Source organism: Mesorhizobium sp. M1027, assembly GCF_040318745.1.
Taxonomy (GTDB): Bacteria; Pseudomonadota; Alphaproteobacteria; order Rhizobiales; family Rhizobiaceae; genus Mesorhizobium.
Map to the genome: position 1 here is coordinate 19,422 of NZ_JAMYMW010000022.1, position 15,136 is coordinate 34,557.

The window sequence follows — 15,136 nt, forward strand, 5'->3', positions numbered from 1 at the left end:
GTCCGGTGGGGGCGGAACGATACGAGACAATACGGGAAACTCTCTGATTTAGGCCCACGAAAAAGCCAATAAAATCAATAGTTCGAGGACGTCCTCCAACAGTGCGCGACAGTGACCGTCCTACCAATAATGAATGGTGCCTTTAAATTGTTCATGCAGTCTCGACGAGGTTCGGAACCAGCGATCGGCAGCCTTGGCCGGACTAGCCCGATCCGCAAAGCACCGCTTGAATCATCGCCGAGATAAAAGCGTCAGATGTTTTCCGGCGTGACTATTTCAAAAGGTATAGACCGCTGAAGGGTCGCGACCGGTGCTTGCGGTCCAATCACGTCAATCATCGTCTGCACAAGGAGAGCCGAGGTCGCCTCGAGTGGATGACAAAGAGCTGCAGTGATCATTCCCTCGGACAAGCCTTTTCGCGTATCGGGGCCAATGTCACGGCAAACCAGCTTGATGCCCGCCCGCCTTTCGGCAGGGATCTCTCGAAGCGCACGGAGCACTCCAGTTATTCCGCCGCCCACGATCAGAATTCCTACGAGATCATCAGTCGTCTTCAGGAGTTCGGCCACCATACGGTAAGCCTCGCTCGATTCCTCATGAGTAGGGCGACTTTCTTCCACTGTGAGCCGCGGAGCGTGTTCGCGCAAATACGAACGGAAGCTGGCATCTGAAACGTCTTGGCATTGATATCGGTGATTTCCTATGAAAACCGCAATGCGACCCGGACCTTGGGTGGTTTGCGCAATCAAGAATGCCGCCGTACGCCCCAGCTTCCAGTTGTCTGTGCCCACGTAGGCCGCTCTTTCCGGCGCGGATTGGTCGGTAATGTAAGCAACAACGGGCTTCCCAATTTCCTTCAGTGAACGGATGGCCTGTCCTATGATAGGGTGATCTGGTGCGATCACCGCGACTGCGTCGCAGGTGTTGCCGAGCGCGATAAGGCGGCTAGAGATAGTCTCCGGCGTCAGTATATCCACAAACTCGACGATGGCCTCGACCACCTCATCGCGACGATCGCGACAGGCTGCGATGATTTTCTTCCCGAACAGTTGGTAGAGTTCACGGGTCGATTGCTGCAACAGGAAACCCAATCGATGATGCGGCGATATTTTCTTGGCACGGTCGTCGATCGCTCCGATCCCATAGAAGCCGATTTCTTCGGCTGCTCTTTGTACGCGTTGAACAGTCTTTGGGCGAACCGAGACAGTGCCGCTGAGGATTCTGTTCACGGTCGCTACGGATACGCCGGCGGCTTGAGCGAGGTCGCGAATCGTAGGCCGCCTCATTAATCCTCCCAATGCTGTATCATCATGATTGCCACTAAATGATACGAATGCGATCTCCATACTATTTTTGTATTCCGATGATATCAAGCCTCCGATATGAATCGCCTCCGCACTAGAGCCCGAACTGGTTCAAGGCCGATTGGATGGTCGGTCGGGAGGCTGTTAAGATGGATGACCTTCAGTATGGAATGCGCGACAAACGCGGAAACTGGGTCCCGCACCGCCGCGCCGAGCCGGTGCCGATCTGGCATCGCCCGTTCAACGCCAAAAAGGTACTAGCCTGGATTCCCGAGTTTCTTTGGCCTTGGAACGCGTTCCACATGGCCACGGCAATCATCTGGGTCAACTTGCTCATCCCGAGCTGGGACAGCCTGGCAAGCTTTTCGCTGCTCAACTACCTTTGGCTTTACGGGCTGAACGCGGGGGGCATTTTTCTCTTCTACGGATTCTTTGAGCTGCGCTATTACATCCAGCGCAAGCAAGAGACGCGCTTCAAGTATAATCCGAAATTCCCCTCCGACGCGCCGTCCGACGTCTTCTGGTTTCAGAGCCAGAATATCGACAATTTCAGCCGGTCGTTTTTCATCACCATACCGCTGTGGACCGTGGTCGAAATCGTGATGCTATGGGCATACGCGAACAGCTGGGCCGTCTGGCTGCCGTGGACGACGCATTGGCTGTACCTGTCGTTCCTCGTCATCATCGCTCCGGCTGTGCACGAAGTGTACTTCTTCTTCCTGCACCGCGCGATCCACTGGCCGCCCCTCTACAAATGGGTTCATTCGGTTCACCACAACTCGATCAACCCCAGTCCGTGGTCGTCGCTGTCCATGCATCCGGTCGAGGGGTTCCTCTACCATGCCGAGGCCTGGCTGCACCTGCTGATCCCATCCAACCCGGTCTGCGCGTACTTCACGCTGCATGGGGCCGGCTTCGGCGCGGTGAATGGCCATCTTGGGTTTGAAACCTTCGAACTCACCGACAAGGTCAAGCTCGATAGCCATTCCTACGTCCACTACCTGCACCACAAGTATTTCGAGGTGAACTACGGCGGTGACGGTCTGGTCCCTCTCGATAAGCTTTTCGGCACTTGGCACGACGGTAGCAAAGAAGCTGACCAGGCTATGAAGGCGCGCTTCCGCAAGAAGAAGGAAAAGCTCCGCGCCAAGCAGGAAGCCTCCGACGGCAGGGCCTCTGACATGCCGGCAGAGTAATCAACCGCCGCTGTTTCGTGTGCCCAGAGGAGGGGGCGGATCAGCCATGTTTTTTTCAAACCCGCGGGGCGGGTAAACCGGGAGGAAGACTATGAAGCTTTTCAAGATACTTGTGTCCACAGCAGTGCTGGCTGCGTACAGCACCAGCAGCACGCTCGCCGCCGACATCTTCGTTATCGGCGGCAAGCCGGACGATCCATTCTGGTCAATCGTCAAGCGTGGTGCCGAAGACGCCGGTAAGGTGGTCGAAGCTCAAGGTGGTAAAGTCACCTGGCTCGGGCCGCAGAACTACGACAATCTGGGTGTGGACGCGGCCGAACTGATCCGCCAAGCCATCGACCAGAAGGCCGACGCCATTGTCGGTCCGGACTGGGTGCCGGAAGCCATGGATCCGGCGTTCAAGGCGGTTGTGGACGCTGGCATTCCGCTTGTTATCTACAATGCCGGCGGTTTGCAGGCGGCTGATCGCCTCGGCGCTATGAACTATGTCGGCTCGGACGATTACAAAGGTGGCGTCGCCGGCGGCGAGTATCTCGCTAAGGCCGGCAACAAGAAAGGCGTCTGCATCAACACACTGCCGGGTGCGGCCAATATCGAGGCCTACTGTGGTGGCTTTAGGGAAGGGATGAAGAATGGCGGCGGCGAGGCCGATGTGTTGCCGTTGCCAGCTACCTCCTTCGGCTCGGCAACAGCAGTGGCGCAGGCGGTGAAGGCCTATCTGCTGCAGCATCAAGCCGTGACCGCGGTGTTCACCATCGGCAATGTCGACGCCAATTCGGCCATGAACGGTATTACCCAGGCCGGCAAGGCCGGGCAGGTTCAACTCTGCGGCATCAACTTTGACGAGACCATCCTGAACAACATCAAGGATGGAAAACAGGCCTGCGCGATCGACCAGCAGGGCTACTGGCAAGGCTATCTCGCCGTCTCAATCTTGAATGGCAAGGTAAACTACGGGCTGACTGTGCCGACGCGCGAGATCCTCACCGGTCCTGGTATCATCGACAAGAACACTGTCGAGCTGACCATTGCGGGCGTGAAGGCCGGCGCGCGCTAGGTGTCCTTACGGCCGCCCGCCGTGTGAGGCGGGCGGCCAGTGCATTCTACTTCCATAGCGACCGCAATTTTTGGCGCTCGATAACTCGCGGATTACCCATGACGGCACATCCCGTGACATCCACCCCAACGCCGATGGCAAATCGCGGCCGTTCTGGACTGGCCCCAGGTCGTCTGGCACGGCGGCCCGAGACGGGCTCGTTCCTGGGCATGGTCGCAGTCTTTTTGTTCTTCGCCATATTCGGAGGCAGTGGCTTTTTGTCAGCAGCCGGTACGGCCAGTTGGCTGAGCATCGCCTCCGAGATCGGCATCATCGCTCTGCCGATAGGGCTGCTGATGATCGCTGGTGAGCTGGACATTTCGGTCGGCGCCGTGATTCCCGCGGCCTCTCTAACGGCCGCGATCATATCCGGCTACTATGGCCTGCCTGATTGGCTCGGCATCACGGCCGCCCTTGGGCTCGGTCTCGCCATCGGCTTAATCAACGGCGTGTTCGTCACGCGAACCGCGATCCCGTCCCTGATAATCACAATAGGAACGATGTTCGGCACAATGGGCCTGACGCTGGGCCTTACTGTGATGATCGCCGGCAGCACCGGTGTCTCGCTGGTACCCGACGAACTCACGAAGATGCTTCTCGGCCAATATCTCGGGGGCATGTTCCAAGTGACGATTCTCTGGTGGCTCGTCTACATCGCCGCCCTTCTCTGGCTCCTCCACATCTCGCCCGTGGGCAACTGGATCTATGCACTCGGGGGCGACAAGGAGAGCGCGCGCAACGCGGGCATCCCCACCAAGCGGCTTACCATCGGTCTATTCATGCTTTCGGGGTTTTCCGCCGCGTTCGTCGGAGTCAGCCAGGTGATGGTCTACCAGAGCGCTCAGGTTCTGGCTGGGCAGTCCTTCATCTTCAATTCGATCATGTGCGTAGTCATCGGAGGCGTTCTGCTTACCGGCGGATTTGGCTCTGTCGTAGGTATCGTGTTCGGCACGATCACCTTCTCTATCGTAAACCAGGGCATCTACTTCACGAGTATCGATCCCAACATGGGAAGCGTCATCATCGGCGCGCTTCTCCTGATCGCCGTACTCACCAACGACACCTTTCGGCAGCTGGCGCTCAGCTACTCATCGAAGAAGGCTTGAGGGACCGCCATGACTGAGGCAATCAAATCCTTGTTGCGCCGCCCGGAAGCAGGCTCGATCCTCAGCCTGATCGGGGTGGTGCTGTTCTTCGTATTTTTCGGTGGCGTGGACCTGGGCACACTCCTTGGGGCGGCGAGTTGGGTGAACTTCGCCGCCAATCTCGGCATTGTCGCCATTCCGGTCGGTCTGCTGATGATCTCGGGTGAACTCGACATCTCCATCGGCGCATTGATTCCCGCGGGCTCTATGACCACCGCCATCCTTAGCGGCTACTATGACCTGCCCATCGCGGTGGGCATGGCCGGCGCCCTGGCGGTCGGTGTGGCGGTCGGCCTTGTCAATGGTTTGCTGACGATCCGCACCTCGGTGCCTTCGTTGATCATTACGCTCGCCACCCTGGTTGCGATGCAGGGCTTGGTGCTCAGTGGGTCCGTGTTGCTAACTGGCAACGCTAGCGTTGCCGTCACCGCGCCCGAATGGGCCAAATTCCTGTTCGGACAGCTTATCGGTGGAAGCCACCAGGTCATCATCGTCTGGTGGGTGGTGTTCGCTGTCATCATTGGCTTCGTGCTGCACAAGACCCGCTTTGGCAACTGGCTGTTTGCAATGGGCGGCGATCGCGTCAGCGCCCGCAATGCAGGCATTCCGACAAGCCGCATGACCATCGCACTGTTCGTGCTGTCCGCCGTCAGCGCCACATTCGTTGGCATGTGCCAGGCGATCCTGTTCAACTCGGCCCAGGTTTCCGGCGGAATGAACTTCATCTTCAACGCGATCGTGTCCGTGGTGGTCGGCGGCGTGCTGCTCACGGGAGGGTTCGGCTCGGTCATCGGCATCTTCGTCGGTACCATCACGTTCGCCATTGTCAGCCAGGGCATCTACTTCACCCAGATCGACCGGAACTGGTCGAACCTGATCATCGGCGTGATGCTTTTGACGGCGGTGCTGATGAATCAGGCATTCCGGGAACTGGCTCTGTCTTACCGGCGAGGTTCAAAACAAAGCGTGCCGAGGGCACCCATACAGCACTGAGCGATGCGGCTGCAGTTGCGATCAGCGACTGCTTGGAAGAACGAAAGATGCGATAATTATGAGCGAAAAACCTGCCATTCTCGAACTGAAAAATGTCAACAAGTCTTTCGGCCCGATCGACGTGTTGCATAACATCTCGCTGCAAATTCGCCGGGGTGAGGTCTTGTGTCTCCTCGGCGACAACGGCGCAGGAAAGTCCACTCTCATCAAGGTGTTGGCAGGCGTCCACAAGCCGACCAGCGGCGAGATACTGATGGACGGAAAGGCGGTCAGCTTCGACCGTCCGAGCGCTGCGCAGGAGCGGGGCATTGCCACCGTGCACCAGTTCGGCGGAACGTTCCCCTTAATGAGCATCGGCCGCTCCTTCTTCGTTGGGTTGGAGCCGACAAAGGGTTGGGGTCCGTTCAAGATCTACGACCGCAAGCGCGCCAACGAGATCGCGGTGAAAGCGGTGCGGGATTTCGGCATCACGCGTATCGACGACGGTGACCGGCTTGTTGGTGGCCTGTCAGGCGGGGAACGCCAGTCTTTGGCCATTGCCCGCGCCGTGCATTTCGGCGCTCGCGTTCTGATCCTCGATGAGCCGACAGCAGCGCTCGGCGTCAAGCAGGCAGCTCACGTGCTGCGCATCGTCAATGAAGCCAAGCGGCGCGGTCTCGCGGTCGTCTTCATCACCCACCAGGTGATGCACGCGATGGCGGTGGGAGACCATTTCGCCGTCCTCATTCGCGGTGCGATCGCCGCCGATTTCCGGAAGCGCGAGAAAACCCGCGAGGAGATCACCGATCTGATGGCCGGCGGTGAAACCATGGCTGACCTCGAGGCGGAAATCGAACATGAATTGCATGCATGATCACAATGAAAATGCGCCGCCTCTCGAGCTGGATGGGCGGGCGGCCCGATCGTTTTCCTCGGGAAACCTCTGCCTTCGACCGGCCCTGATGACCCTTGGCGCCACCAGCCTCTTCACGTCGAACAAAGCAGAAGAAATATGACAATACGGATTGCGGTGATCGGTGCCGGTGTCATGGGCGCCGACCACGCCAGGATAGTGGCGGAAGACCTTCCCGGAGCAAGCCTTCAGCTGGTGTGCGACATGGATGAGGCGCGTGCCCGCACTGTTGCCGACACCTTTGGTGCGCTCGACATCTCCACCGATCCAGAAGGCGTTGCCGCGCGGAAGGACGTGGACGCAATCATCGTGGCGAGTCCCGATGCCACGCATGCGCCGCTGTCGAAAGCTTGTATTGCCGCCGGCAAGCGTGTGTTGTGCGAAAAGCCCCTCTCCCAAGCGTCCGCTAACTGTATCGCGGTGATGGAGGCAGAACAGAAGTCGGGCGCGAAATTCGTCCAGCTTGGTTTCATGCGGCGCTACGATCGCTCCTACGAAGAGATTAAGCGGGCGCTCGCAGACGGCCGCCTTGGCCGGCCCCTGATGATGCACAATTTTCACCGGAATGTCGAAACGCCGGCTGCAGATTTCACCGGCGCAATGGCTATCACCAATTCGGCTCCACACGAGTTCGATGTCGTGCGCTATGTGCTCTCGACGGAATATGCGTCGATTTCGGCCTTCCAGCCGAAGCGCTCAGATGCCCGGGTCGCGCCTGTCTTCATGGTGCTGGAGACGGTCGATGGCCAACTCGTCAACATCGAGATCAACAACAATGCCGCCTATGGTTACGATGTCCGTGCCGAGCTGATCGGCGAGCGGGGCACCGTTGCGATGAACAACGTCGCCTACACTCGCATCGATTCTGCGCTTACACAGAGCACGAGCTACGACTCCGACTGGCGGACCCGCTATGCCGATGCCTACCGTCGGCAGAACCGCGACTTCCTACGCTTCGTCATGACTGGTGAGTTCCCCGCAACCGCAGCGAATTGCTGGGACGGTTATTGCGCCGCCATCGTTGCCGAGGCGGGCGTGAAGGCGCTGCATGAGGGCCGCCGCGTACCTGTTCAAATGATCGCAAAGCCGGAGTTTTACGCGTGAAGCTGGGTTTCGTTTCAGACAGCCTCAGCAACCTGCCCTTCGAAACGATGCTGGATCATGCGAAGCGCATGGGTGTCTCCGGCGTCGAGGTAAACACCTGTGGCTGGTCCACGGCACCGCATTTTCGGCTTTCGTCCATGCTGGGCAACAAAGAAGGCCAGAAACGTTTCGTTGGAGCATTCGAGGAGCGTGGGCTTGAGATCATCTGCCTCAACGCAAATGGCAATCCGCTCCACCCAACCGACCCGGCCCAGGGCGAAGGGCTGAGAGACACAATCCGTGTCGCTGGCGAACTTGGCATCCGTACCGTCTGCACCATGAGCGGGCTCCCGGCCGGCAATGCTACCGACACGATACCTAACTGGATCGTCTCGTCCTGGCCTCCGGAAACGCAGACCATCCTGAAATACCAGTGGGAAGAGAAATTGATCCCGTTCTGGACCGAGATCGTCGCGCTTGCGAACGCGAACGGCGTCGAGCGCATTGCGCTGGAGCTCCATGGCAACCAGTGCGTCTACAACGTACCCTCGCTTTTGAAACTACGGCAGGCGGTCGGACCGATCATCGGCACCAATCTGGACCCTTCCCACCTGTTCTGGATGGGTGCCGATCCGCTTGTGGCCGCCCAGGCGCTCGGCGAGGCCGTTTATCACGTTCATGCCAAGGACACGATGCTCAACGCACCGGTGCAGGCGACGACATCTCTGCTCGAGAATGGCAGCCTGATGGATCTTCCGGCCCGGTCATGGAGCTACATCACGCTTGGCTTCGGCCACGGGGAGGAGTGGTGGCGGCAATTCTGCTATCGCCTCAAGATGGCCGGCTATGACGGCTGGCTTTCCATCGAGCATGAAGACGTCCTCCTGAACTCTCTGGAGGGACTCGAAAAGTCCGTGGCGCTGCTGCAGGGGGTCATGCCGTCCGCCCCCGCCGATTACAAACCGCAAGCCATCTGAAGGAAGATTCCATGCCTTGGATCGACGCCTGTGCCGCCGACATCGAAGCCGAGGAAGCCAGGCGCTTCGATCATGGCGGTCGCACCTTTGCGATCTTTCGAAATGACGGGGACGAATATTTCTGCACCGACGGGCTTTGCACGCACGAGAGTATTCATCTCGCTGACGGCCTCGTCATGGGGAATACAGTGGAGTGCCCTAAACACGCATCCGTCTTCGACTTCACGACCGGCGACGTAGAGACCCCGCCCGCTTGCGAGAATCTCAAGACGTACAAGACGAAGGTCGAAAATGGCCGCGTCATGATCGAGATCTGAGCCATATGGACCAGCCGTTCCAGCTTGCAGCCTGCGCCGAGATGCTCTGGCGCGACCGCCCGATTACTTGGCGCCCCGAAATGAATTGGCCATTCATCGCCAAGGCGCTGTTTGACGGCCTGATCCCCTGCGGAGGCTGATTATGGGCATGTATCACAACCGTCCTCATGTCGAGGACATCCGCAAGATGAAGAAGAGCGGACAGAAAATCTCCATGCTCTTCGTCAGCACGCCGGATGAGGCGGCTGCCGCAGCCGCTGCCGGCATCCATATGCTCTCCATCGAAGGTCGATATTTCGATCCGGAAATGCGCCAAGCAGCCGGCGATTGTTTCGTACAAGTCGGTTTGCCATATGGCAGCTATGGGAGTTTCGCGGGCCGCCCGCTCGCAACAGCGGAGGACTATCTGCGTGCAGCGTTCCACTTTGCCGGCACAGGCGGCGACGCCTTTTATTGTGCGGCGTCATACGACATCCAGAAGACGTTATGCGACAACTACATTCCTGTCGTTGGCCATATCGGCCTAGTGCCGTCTTATATCACCTGGACGGGTTGGCGCGCAGTCGGCAAGACCGCGGACGAAGCAGTGCGCATTTGGCGGCACACCCAAAAGCTGGAGCAAATAGGAGTCTTCGGCGCGGAGCTGGAAGTCATCCCAGATCGCGTCGCGAAATTCCTCACCGAAAACTCCTCGCTTGTCATGCTAGGCATGGGCGCTGGCAAATATGCCGATGCGCAGTACCTCTTCACAGAAGACGTTTGCGGTTACGGCAAGAACCATCAGCCGCGACACGGAAAAGTTTATCGAAACCTTGGCCCTGAGCTGGAGAAGATTCAGGACGAGCGCGTCGCTGCCTTTAAGGACTACAAGGCAGACGTCGATTCAGGCAGATATCCCGGTTACGAGCACACGGTTCCGATTGTGGATGCCGAGTTCGATATCTTCATGAAGATAGTTAAAGGTTGAGAACTATGTCTGTGGGCTCATCTTATCCCTCACGGACATGCGGTCGACAGCGCGTATCAGTTGACAACCGCCGAGCGCCATCGCTTGACGAGCTCAAAGCGCTGATTGCCAAAAGGGAACTGACACTTCCGGAGAAGTCGGAGGCTGTCGCCCGGGTGATATTTGCGGAGCCGGATTACGTGGCTTTCGAAAATGCCGCCGCAATCGCGCGCCGATGCCATGTATCTCCCGCGACCGTGTCCCGACTTGCATCGCGTCTCGGGTTTGGGTCGTTTGTGGAAATGCAGAGCTGCTTCCGAAATCATATACTGCTTCGATTCAAACTTCAGGAAGAATACGTGAAGGCGAACTGCTGAGGATCATGTGCACGGACTTTTGACCCCCGACGGCCGAGTGCTCTTTCCAAACTTGACGGCGATCGTAATTCCCGAGGCGGCTGTTGGGAGCTTTTTCGCTTACGCGCACCTTGCGCAGTTCCGGCCCCTGCTGAAGCCTGTCCAGAATGGCGACCAGGTGGGTGAGCGATTGAGGGCGGTCGCCCTGCCGGGTCATGCTGCCGGTCATACCGGCTACGCGTTCGACACCGACGAGGACCGTTTCCTATTCTTCGGGGACGTCGTTCATGTGCCAGCCTTGCAGTTCGGCAATCCCGCGTTCAGTTGGGGCTATGACGACGATCAGCCGACGGCGCGCGCAACCCGCCTAAAGGTTGTCAGTGACGCGGCCAAGGCGAGGACGTGGATCGCAGGCGCGCACCTTGGCTGGCCGGGCATCGGCCGCGTGGTGCGTAAGGGCGAAGCATACGGCTATGAGCCGGCAGGAGGACGAGTGACCGGATAGGCGGCCCGGTACTGATTGGTACCGCTCTTTTCGCCCAGGGCAAGGATCTCGACGAGCAGCGCGCCTCACTCCGGAGTCCTCAACGGCGGGCACATCGTCCGGCCCACAAAATATCTGATTCTTGATCCACTGGCGGCCGATCGACGCCTGAGGCTTACCGGATCGGCGTCTCGCCGCGAAACAGCGGCTGGTGCGCCCGCATCAAGGCGGCAATCCGCTCGGCGACTTTTCGTACCGGCGGCGAGTGACGTTCCTCGTGATGGGTGACGATCCATTGGTCGGTTTCGAGCTCGGGGATAGGCTGAGCGACGCGAACCAGCCGCGGATCGCTGTCAGCGACGAAGCACGGAAAGACCGAAAGGCCGGCGCCGGCGGCCACCAGTTCACGCACCGCATGGGTGTTGTTGCCGCGTACGGCGATGCGGTCGCCGTGATGGGCTTGCAGCCAGCGCGCCGATGCAACGTTTGCGCCTTCGCCGGTGACGCCGACGAACAATCCAGCGGCGATGCCGTTGATCAGGTGACGTCCGGAATAAATGGCGTGAGCGACTTTGCCGCTCTGACGGCCGGCCAGCCACTGCTCGGTCGGACGCTCGCTGCGGATGCCGATGTCGGCGGCACGGTGGCCGATGTCGACCCGCTCGGTCGTGGTGACAAGCTCCACCCTTATGCCGTCATCGACCGTCCAGATCTCGCCGATATGGGCGGAAACGAAGGCCGACGTCCATGGCCCGGCCGAGACGCGGACAATGCGGTCGGGCAGGTTTCCCTCGCGCCAGCGGGTCAGCGACTGCATTGCTGCCTCGACGTCTTCGGCGCGCCGCAGCAGTTCTTCGCCGACCGGGGTCAGCCGGTAGCCGGTCTGCTGGCGCACGAACAGAGGTTCGCCGATCTGCTTTTCCAGCGCGGTGACGCGTCGTCCAAGGGTGGCTGCGCTGAGGCGCGTGGTTCCCGTCGCTGCGCTCAAGCCACCCAGCCGCGCAACGTCGAGAAACAACCTCAGATCGTCCCAGCCGATATCCATTTTGCAGAAATGAAAAACTCCTTGCGACCGTGGCTGTAGCGCGAAGCGGGCATCATGCGCAAGTATGCAGGCGTTGGGCGCGTTGGACAATCTTGCTTGGCGGGACAGTGACAAGCGCCTCGGCTGGCTAAGAAGCCACCGCAATCTTTTCGATCGCGCATGCGCTTCGCGCCGATGCTTTGCGCTTTCGACCAACCCAAGCGCGCGGGCATTCTCCACGCCAAAGGAGACGATCATGTTGGATGAACTTCGACACCGTTTCACCCGCTGGCTTGCCTATCGCCAGACGCTTGCGAGCTTGAGGCGGGCCCCAGACAGCACACTTGCGGATGCTGGCATTTCTCGCGAAGAGATCCGCGAGCATGCCCGTCACGCCAGCGTGCGTCGTTGAGGAACCGGGCATGCAGATGATTGAGCTTTGGGATGGCCGCTCGGTACCGCGCATTGGCATCGGCACCTGGGCGGCGGGTGGCCCCGCGCGTTGGCGTGACACGGCGACAACCTATGGCGAGGTCGACGACATCAGGTCGCAAGCCGCGCTGGCGATGGCCTATGAGATCGGCGCGCGGGTGTTCGACACGGCGGCCGCCTATGGCGCCGGCAATGCCGAACTGATCCTCGGGCGAGCGTTGAAGGGTAAGGACGAAGCCGTCATCGTCACCAAGGTCGGCTATTTCGGCGATCCCGAAACGCGCAAGATTGCTCCCGAGGATGCCTCTGCCGCAGCGATCCGGACATCGATCGACAATTCGCGGCAGCGCCTGCAGCGCGATTGTATCGACGTCGTGCTGCTACATATCAACGAGTATCCGATCGAGCGCGCCGGCGAGGTGTTCGATACGCTCGGCCTGTTGCGCCAGGAGGGCAAGATCAGCGGCTTCGGCTGGAGCACCGATCACCGCGAACGGCTTGCCGCCTACGCGCCGCGCGAGGGCTTCGTCGCCGTAGAGAACGACTTCAATGTGTTTACCCCGGCGAACGGGCTGATGGCCGTTGCGGCGCGCGAGAACCTCGTCTCGTTCAGCCGGCTGCCGCTGGCAATGGGGCTGCTCACCGGCAAATATACGCCGGCCATGCGGCTGCCCACCAACGATGTGCGCGGCGGCAATGCCGAATGGATGGTATTTTTCAGGGATGGCGCCGCCAACCCGCACCATCTGTCAAGGCTCTCGGCAATCCGCGACCTGCTCACCTCGGGCGGACGCACGCTTGCGCAAGGCGCACTCGGCTGGATACTCGCCAAGTCGGCAATCGCCCTGCCGGTTCCCGGGTTCACGCGGCCCGAGCAGGTCGAAGACAATCTCGGTGCGCTGGAGAAAGGGCCGCTGCCGGTAGCGGTGATGGCCGAGATCGACGCCGTGCTGAAAATTGCCGAGACCGCTTAGGGTGTGGCGGCGCCGAAATTCGCATTGGCGATATGCCGGCCAACTCCGATCTGTCTGATGTCAGCCGATATCGTATCTTCCTTGATCAAGCTTCCGTGGCGCAATTGAACAAGGACGGAGCGGCGGACACGCTCGAGTTGAAGGTCCGCCGCTCTGGTTTTCAGATCAAAGAGTGATGCTGCAACGGGAGATGGGTGGCGAGCTGCGCTTGAGCTGCGCCGCCCGCCGCGTCGCTGTCGAGAGAGAGCGACCCGGTTGAGCTGTCAAAGATGATGTGATGGGAACCATCATCGGTGGTCGTACCAGCAGGGGACGCATGCAATGAAAGCCCGCTCGACTTAAGCTCGGTAAGAGCGGCTTGATCGAGGTGGAGCTTGTCCTGAAGCTTGCTGAAGTCGAAGGCATCGTTGCCTCCGTGACCCGACATGATCTCGGCGGCGGCGCCGTTCTTTGCCTGGGCCCCGACATTTTCACCGCTCTGGACGGTCTGGGCGAACCCATGGCCGGTCAGGTTGGTTGCCGTTCTGTCGGAGTGATTGTCGGTGGCGAGAAACTCCGAGCCGGCAGAAAGAGCATGGCTCAACACAGCCAGCACCCGGTCAACGCCGCTGCCCAAATCGTCCATCTTGTTGCCGCCAGTGTCGACATGGGAGGTGTCGTTGCCGCTATGGCCCGCCATTTTTTCGGTGCTTGCACTTGCATGGGAGGCATCACTGGTGGCCTTTCCGTGACTGGCCGTGCGGTGGGAAGTCGCAGCTCCAGCAGAATTACTATCGCTAGTGCTGGCGTCGGAAGGGGCGACGGCGGTAGCAGTCGCAGTAGAAGTGCCATGGCTGGTGTTGGAGTCGGAGGCGGCCACAGTAGAGCTATTATCGGCAGCGGTGGCAGCGGAAGGCACAGTTGCAGTGGAACTGCTATCGCCCGTCGCGGCTTCGGAAGAGGCCGCGGCAGTCGAACTGGTATTGCCGGTGGCGTCGTCGGAAGCGGCAGTTACAGTCGAACTGCTATCGCCGGTGGCGTCATGGGAAGGGGCCGTGGCAGTCGAACTGCTATCGCTGGCGGTGGCGTCGGAAGGGGCCGTGGCAGTCGAACTGCTATCGCCGGTGGCGTCATGGGAAGGGGCCGTGGCAGTCGAACTGATATCGCCGGTGGCGTCATGGGAAGGGGCAGTCGCAGTCGAACTGCTATCGCTGGCGGTGGCGTCGGAAGGGGCCGTAGCAGTCGAACTGATATCGCCGGTGGCGTCATGGGAAGGGGCAGTCGCAGTCGAAGTGTTGTCGCCGGTGGCGTCATGGGATGGGGCAGTCACAGTCGAACTGCTATCGCTGGCGGCGGCATCGGAAGGGGGTGTCGCGGCAGCGCTGCCGTCGCTGGTGTCGGAAGGTTCGGCCCCGGTGGTAGCGAGGTTGTGCTCCCGGAAAACGGCTTGCAATTCGGAGGAGCTTTCAAGCGCGGTGTCGCCGTTCTGCGTTCCCCATTTGTAGGTGTAGTCGAAGCCGGGCGTCGGAACCAATGCGGCCCAATGATCGATCATGGTTTGCATCTGTTCGGGGGTGGGCATGACATGTCTTCCGCCATCGGAAGTCTCCCAGTTACCGCCGCCAAAGGCCTGATATACCGGAACGATGTTGTTAGCCGGGATGCCCGACTTCACCGCTGCAGCCACGGCTCGATCGATCATGTCGTAATCGACCGTGTCCGTTCCCGTGCGCACCGGATAGGGGTCTATTCCGAAATAGTCGATATGCGTGTTGGCCGGATTGTAGGTGTTCGTAAAATCCGGATTGGTCGGGGATCCCATATTCATCATGGTGATGAAGGTCTTGGCGCCCGGAAAATGCTCATGGATCCAGTCGGATTCCGCCTTCAGGTTCTCAGCGGTTGCGTAGGTGCCCCACCTGCCGGTGGGATCGGGCT

At 59.8% G+C, this 15,136-nt stretch carries 18 protein-coding genes; 15 read left to right on the plus strand and 3 right to left on the minus strand.

Features of this window, described 5'->3' with window-relative positions:
* Positions 1-251 precede the first annotated feature (251 nt).
* Positions 252-1,286, minus strand: a complete 1,035-nt coding sequence (locus tag NKH50_RS28515) for a LacI family DNA-binding transcriptional regulator (protein WP_352882525.1) — start codon at positions 1,284-1,286, stop codon at positions 252-254.
* A 167-nt stretch (positions 1,287-1,453) separates the two neighbouring features.
* Between NKH50_RS28515 and NKH50_RS28520 the strand changes: the two genes are divergently transcribed.
* From NKH50_RS28520 to NKH50_RS28575, 12 genes are all read left to right on the plus strand, one after another.
* Positions 1,454-2,500: a sterol desaturase family protein gene (locus tag NKH50_RS28520; RefSeq protein WP_352740937.1), complete on the plus strand. Its 1,047-nt coding sequence runs from the start codon at positions 1,454-1,456 to the stop codon at positions 2,498-2,500.
* A gap of 91 nt (positions 2,501-2,591) precedes the next feature.
* The gene (locus NKH50_RS28525) at positions 2,592-3,557 is read left to right on the plus strand and encodes a sugar ABC transporter substrate-binding protein (protein ID WP_352509023.1); all 966 of its coding nucleotides are present in this window, start codon (positions 2,592-2,594) and stop codon (positions 3,555-3,557) included.
* 134 nt (positions 3,558-3,691) lie between these two features.
* On the plus strand, positions 3,692-4,702 hold the full coding sequence (locus NKH50_RS28530) for an ABC transporter permease (RefSeq protein WP_352704849.1): 1,011 nt from the start codon (positions 3,692-3,694) through the stop codon (positions 4,700-4,702).
* 9 nt (positions 4,703-4,711) lie between these two features.
* On the plus strand, positions 4,712-5,734 hold the full coding sequence (locus NKH50_RS28535; RefSeq protein WP_352704698.1) for an ABC transporter permease: 1,023 nt from the start codon (positions 4,712-4,714) through the stop codon (positions 5,732-5,734).
* 58 nt (positions 5,735-5,792) lie between these two features.
* Positions 5,793-6,587: an ATP-binding cassette domain-containing protein gene (locus NKH50_RS28540; protein ID WP_287219718.1), complete on the plus strand. Its 795-nt coding sequence runs from the start codon at positions 5,793-5,795 to the stop codon at positions 6,585-6,587.
* A gap of 138 nt (positions 6,588-6,725) precedes the next feature.
* Positions 6,726-7,730, plus strand: coding sequence for a Gfo/Idh/MocA family oxidoreductase (locus tag NKH50_RS28545; RefSeq protein WP_352704700.1), 1,005 nt, complete (start codon positions 6,726-6,728; stop codon positions 7,728-7,730).
* The gene (locus NKH50_RS28550) at positions 7,727-8,686 is read left to right on the plus strand and encodes a sugar phosphate isomerase/epimerase family protein (RefSeq protein WP_352704702.1); all 960 of its coding nucleotides are present in this window, start codon (positions 7,727-7,729) and stop codon (positions 8,684-8,686) included. Before NKH50_RS28545 ends, NKH50_RS28550 begins: the two co-directional genes overlap by 4 nt.
* Before the next feature lie 11 nt (positions 8,687-8,697).
* A complete protein-coding gene (locus NKH50_RS28555) occupies positions 8,698-9,003 on the plus strand; it encodes a MocE family 2Fe-2S type ferredoxin (protein WP_352704704.1) in 306 nt (101 codons plus the stop codon).
* A gap of 5 nt (positions 9,004-9,008) precedes the next feature.
* Positions 9,009-9,143 (plus strand): hypothetical protein, encoded by a 135-nt coding sequence (locus NKH50_RS28560; protein WP_352882514.1) that lies wholly within the window; start codon positions 9,009-9,011, stop codon positions 9,141-9,143.
* A 2-nt stretch (positions 9,144-9,145) separates the two neighbouring features.
* Positions 9,146-9,970: a 3-methyl-2-oxobutanoate hydroxymethyltransferase gene (locus NKH50_RS28565; RefSeq protein ID WP_352882516.1), complete on the plus strand. Its 825-nt coding sequence runs from the start codon at positions 9,146-9,148 to the stop codon at positions 9,968-9,970.
* Positions 9,971-9,975: 5 nt separating this feature from the next.
* A complete protein-coding gene (locus NKH50_RS28570) occupies positions 9,976-10,326 on the plus strand; it encodes a MurR/RpiR family transcriptional regulator (RefSeq protein WP_352704708.1) in 351 nt (116 codons plus the stop codon).
* Between the two features lie 52 nt (positions 10,327-10,378).
* A complete protein-coding gene (locus tag NKH50_RS28575; protein WP_352779195.1) occupies positions 10,379-10,810 on the plus strand; it encodes an MBL fold metallo-hydrolase in 432 nt (143 codons plus the stop codon).
* Between the two features lie 154 nt (positions 10,811-10,964).
* Here NKH50_RS28575 and NKH50_RS28580 read toward each other — a convergent pair whose 3' ends face one another.
* Positions 10,965-11,834, minus strand: coding sequence for a LysR family transcriptional regulator (locus NKH50_RS28580; protein ID WP_352704712.1), 870 nt, complete (start codon positions 11,832-11,834; stop codon positions 10,965-10,967).
* Positions 11,835-12,069: 235 nt separating this feature from the next.
* On the opposite strand from NKH50_RS28580, the gene NKH50_RS28585 reads away from it, so the two are divergent.
* The 3 genes from NKH50_RS28585 to NKH50_RS28595 are packed head-to-tail and all read left to right on the plus strand — an operon-like array spanning position 12,070 to position 13,395.
* Positions 12,070-12,225, plus strand: a complete 156-nt coding sequence (locus NKH50_RS28585) for a YjiS-like domain-containing protein (protein WP_352740934.1) — start codon at positions 12,070-12,072, stop codon at positions 12,223-12,225.
* 10 nt (positions 12,226-12,235) lie between these two features.
* Entirely contained in the window at positions 12,236-13,219 is a 984-nt protein-coding gene (locus NKH50_RS28590) for an aldo/keto reductase (RefSeq protein WP_352704716.1), read from the plus strand.
* Positions 13,220-13,251: 32 nt separating this feature from the next.
* Entirely contained in the window at positions 13,252-13,395 is a 144-nt protein-coding gene (locus NKH50_RS28595; protein ID WP_352882519.1) for a hypothetical protein, read from the plus strand.
* Here the strand turns inward: NKH50_RS28595 and NKH50_RS28600 are convergent.
* Positions 13,380-15,136 (minus strand): hypothetical protein (locus NKH50_RS28600; RefSeq protein ID WP_352882521.1); only part of this gene is annotated, 1,757 nt, incomplete at its 5' end. The genes NKH50_RS28595 and NKH50_RS28600 overlap by 16 nt on opposite strands.

Bases quoted from the DNA above. Each gene is read 5' to 3' on its own strand.
- NKH50_RS28515 (WP_352882525.1), bottom strand. From the start codon at position 1,286: ATGAGGCGGCCTACGATTCGCGACCTCGCTCAAGCCGCCGGCGTATCC.
- NKH50_RS28520 (WP_352740937.1), top strand. From the start codon at position 1,454: ATGGATGACCTTCAGTATGGAATGCGCGACAAACGCGGAAACTGGGTC.
- NKH50_RS28525 (WP_352509023.1), top strand. From the start codon at position 2,592: ATGAAGCTTTTCAAGATACTTGTGTCCACAGCAGTGCTGGCTGCGTAC.
- NKH50_RS28530 (WP_352704849.1), top strand. From the start codon at position 3,692: ATGGCAAATCGCGGCCGTTCTGGACTGGCCCCAGGTCGTCTGGCACGG.
- NKH50_RS28535 (WP_352704698.1), top strand. From the start codon at position 4,712: ATGACTGAGGCAATCAAATCCTTGTTGCGCCGCCCGGAAGCAGGCTCG.
- NKH50_RS28540 (WP_287219718.1), top strand. From the start codon at position 5,793: ATGAGCGAAAAACCTGCCATTCTCGAACTGAAAAATGTCAACAAGTCT.
- NKH50_RS28545 (WP_352704700.1), top strand. From the start codon at position 6,726: ATGACAATACGGATTGCGGTGATCGGTGCCGGTGTCATGGGCGCCGAC.
- NKH50_RS28555 (WP_352704704.1), top strand. From the start codon at position 8,698: ATGCCTTGGATCGACGCCTGTGCCGCCGACATCGAAGCCGAGGAAGCC.
- NKH50_RS28560 (WP_352882514.1), top strand. From the start codon at position 9,009: ATGGACCAGCCGTTCCAGCTTGCAGCCTGCGCCGAGATGCTCTGGCGC.
- NKH50_RS28565 (WP_352882516.1), top strand. From the start codon at position 9,146: ATGGGCATGTATCACAACCGTCCTCATGTCGAGGACATCCGCAAGATG.
- NKH50_RS28570 (WP_352704708.1), top strand. From the start codon at position 9,976: ATGTCTGTGGGCTCATCTTATCCCTCACGGACATGCGGTCGACAGCGC.
- NKH50_RS28580 (WP_352704712.1), bottom strand. From the start codon at position 11,834: ATGGATATCGGCTGGGACGATCTGAGGTTGTTTCTCGACGTTGCGCGG.
- NKH50_RS28585 (WP_352740934.1), top strand. From the start codon at position 12,070: ATGTTGGATGAACTTCGACACCGTTTCACCCGCTGGCTTGCCTATCGC.
- NKH50_RS28590 (WP_352704716.1), top strand. From the start codon at position 12,236: ATGCAGATGATTGAGCTTTGGGATGGCCGCTCGGTACCGCGCATTGGC.
- NKH50_RS28595 (WP_352882519.1), top strand. From the start codon at position 13,252: ATGCCGGCCAACTCCGATCTGTCTGATGTCAGCCGATATCGTATCTTC.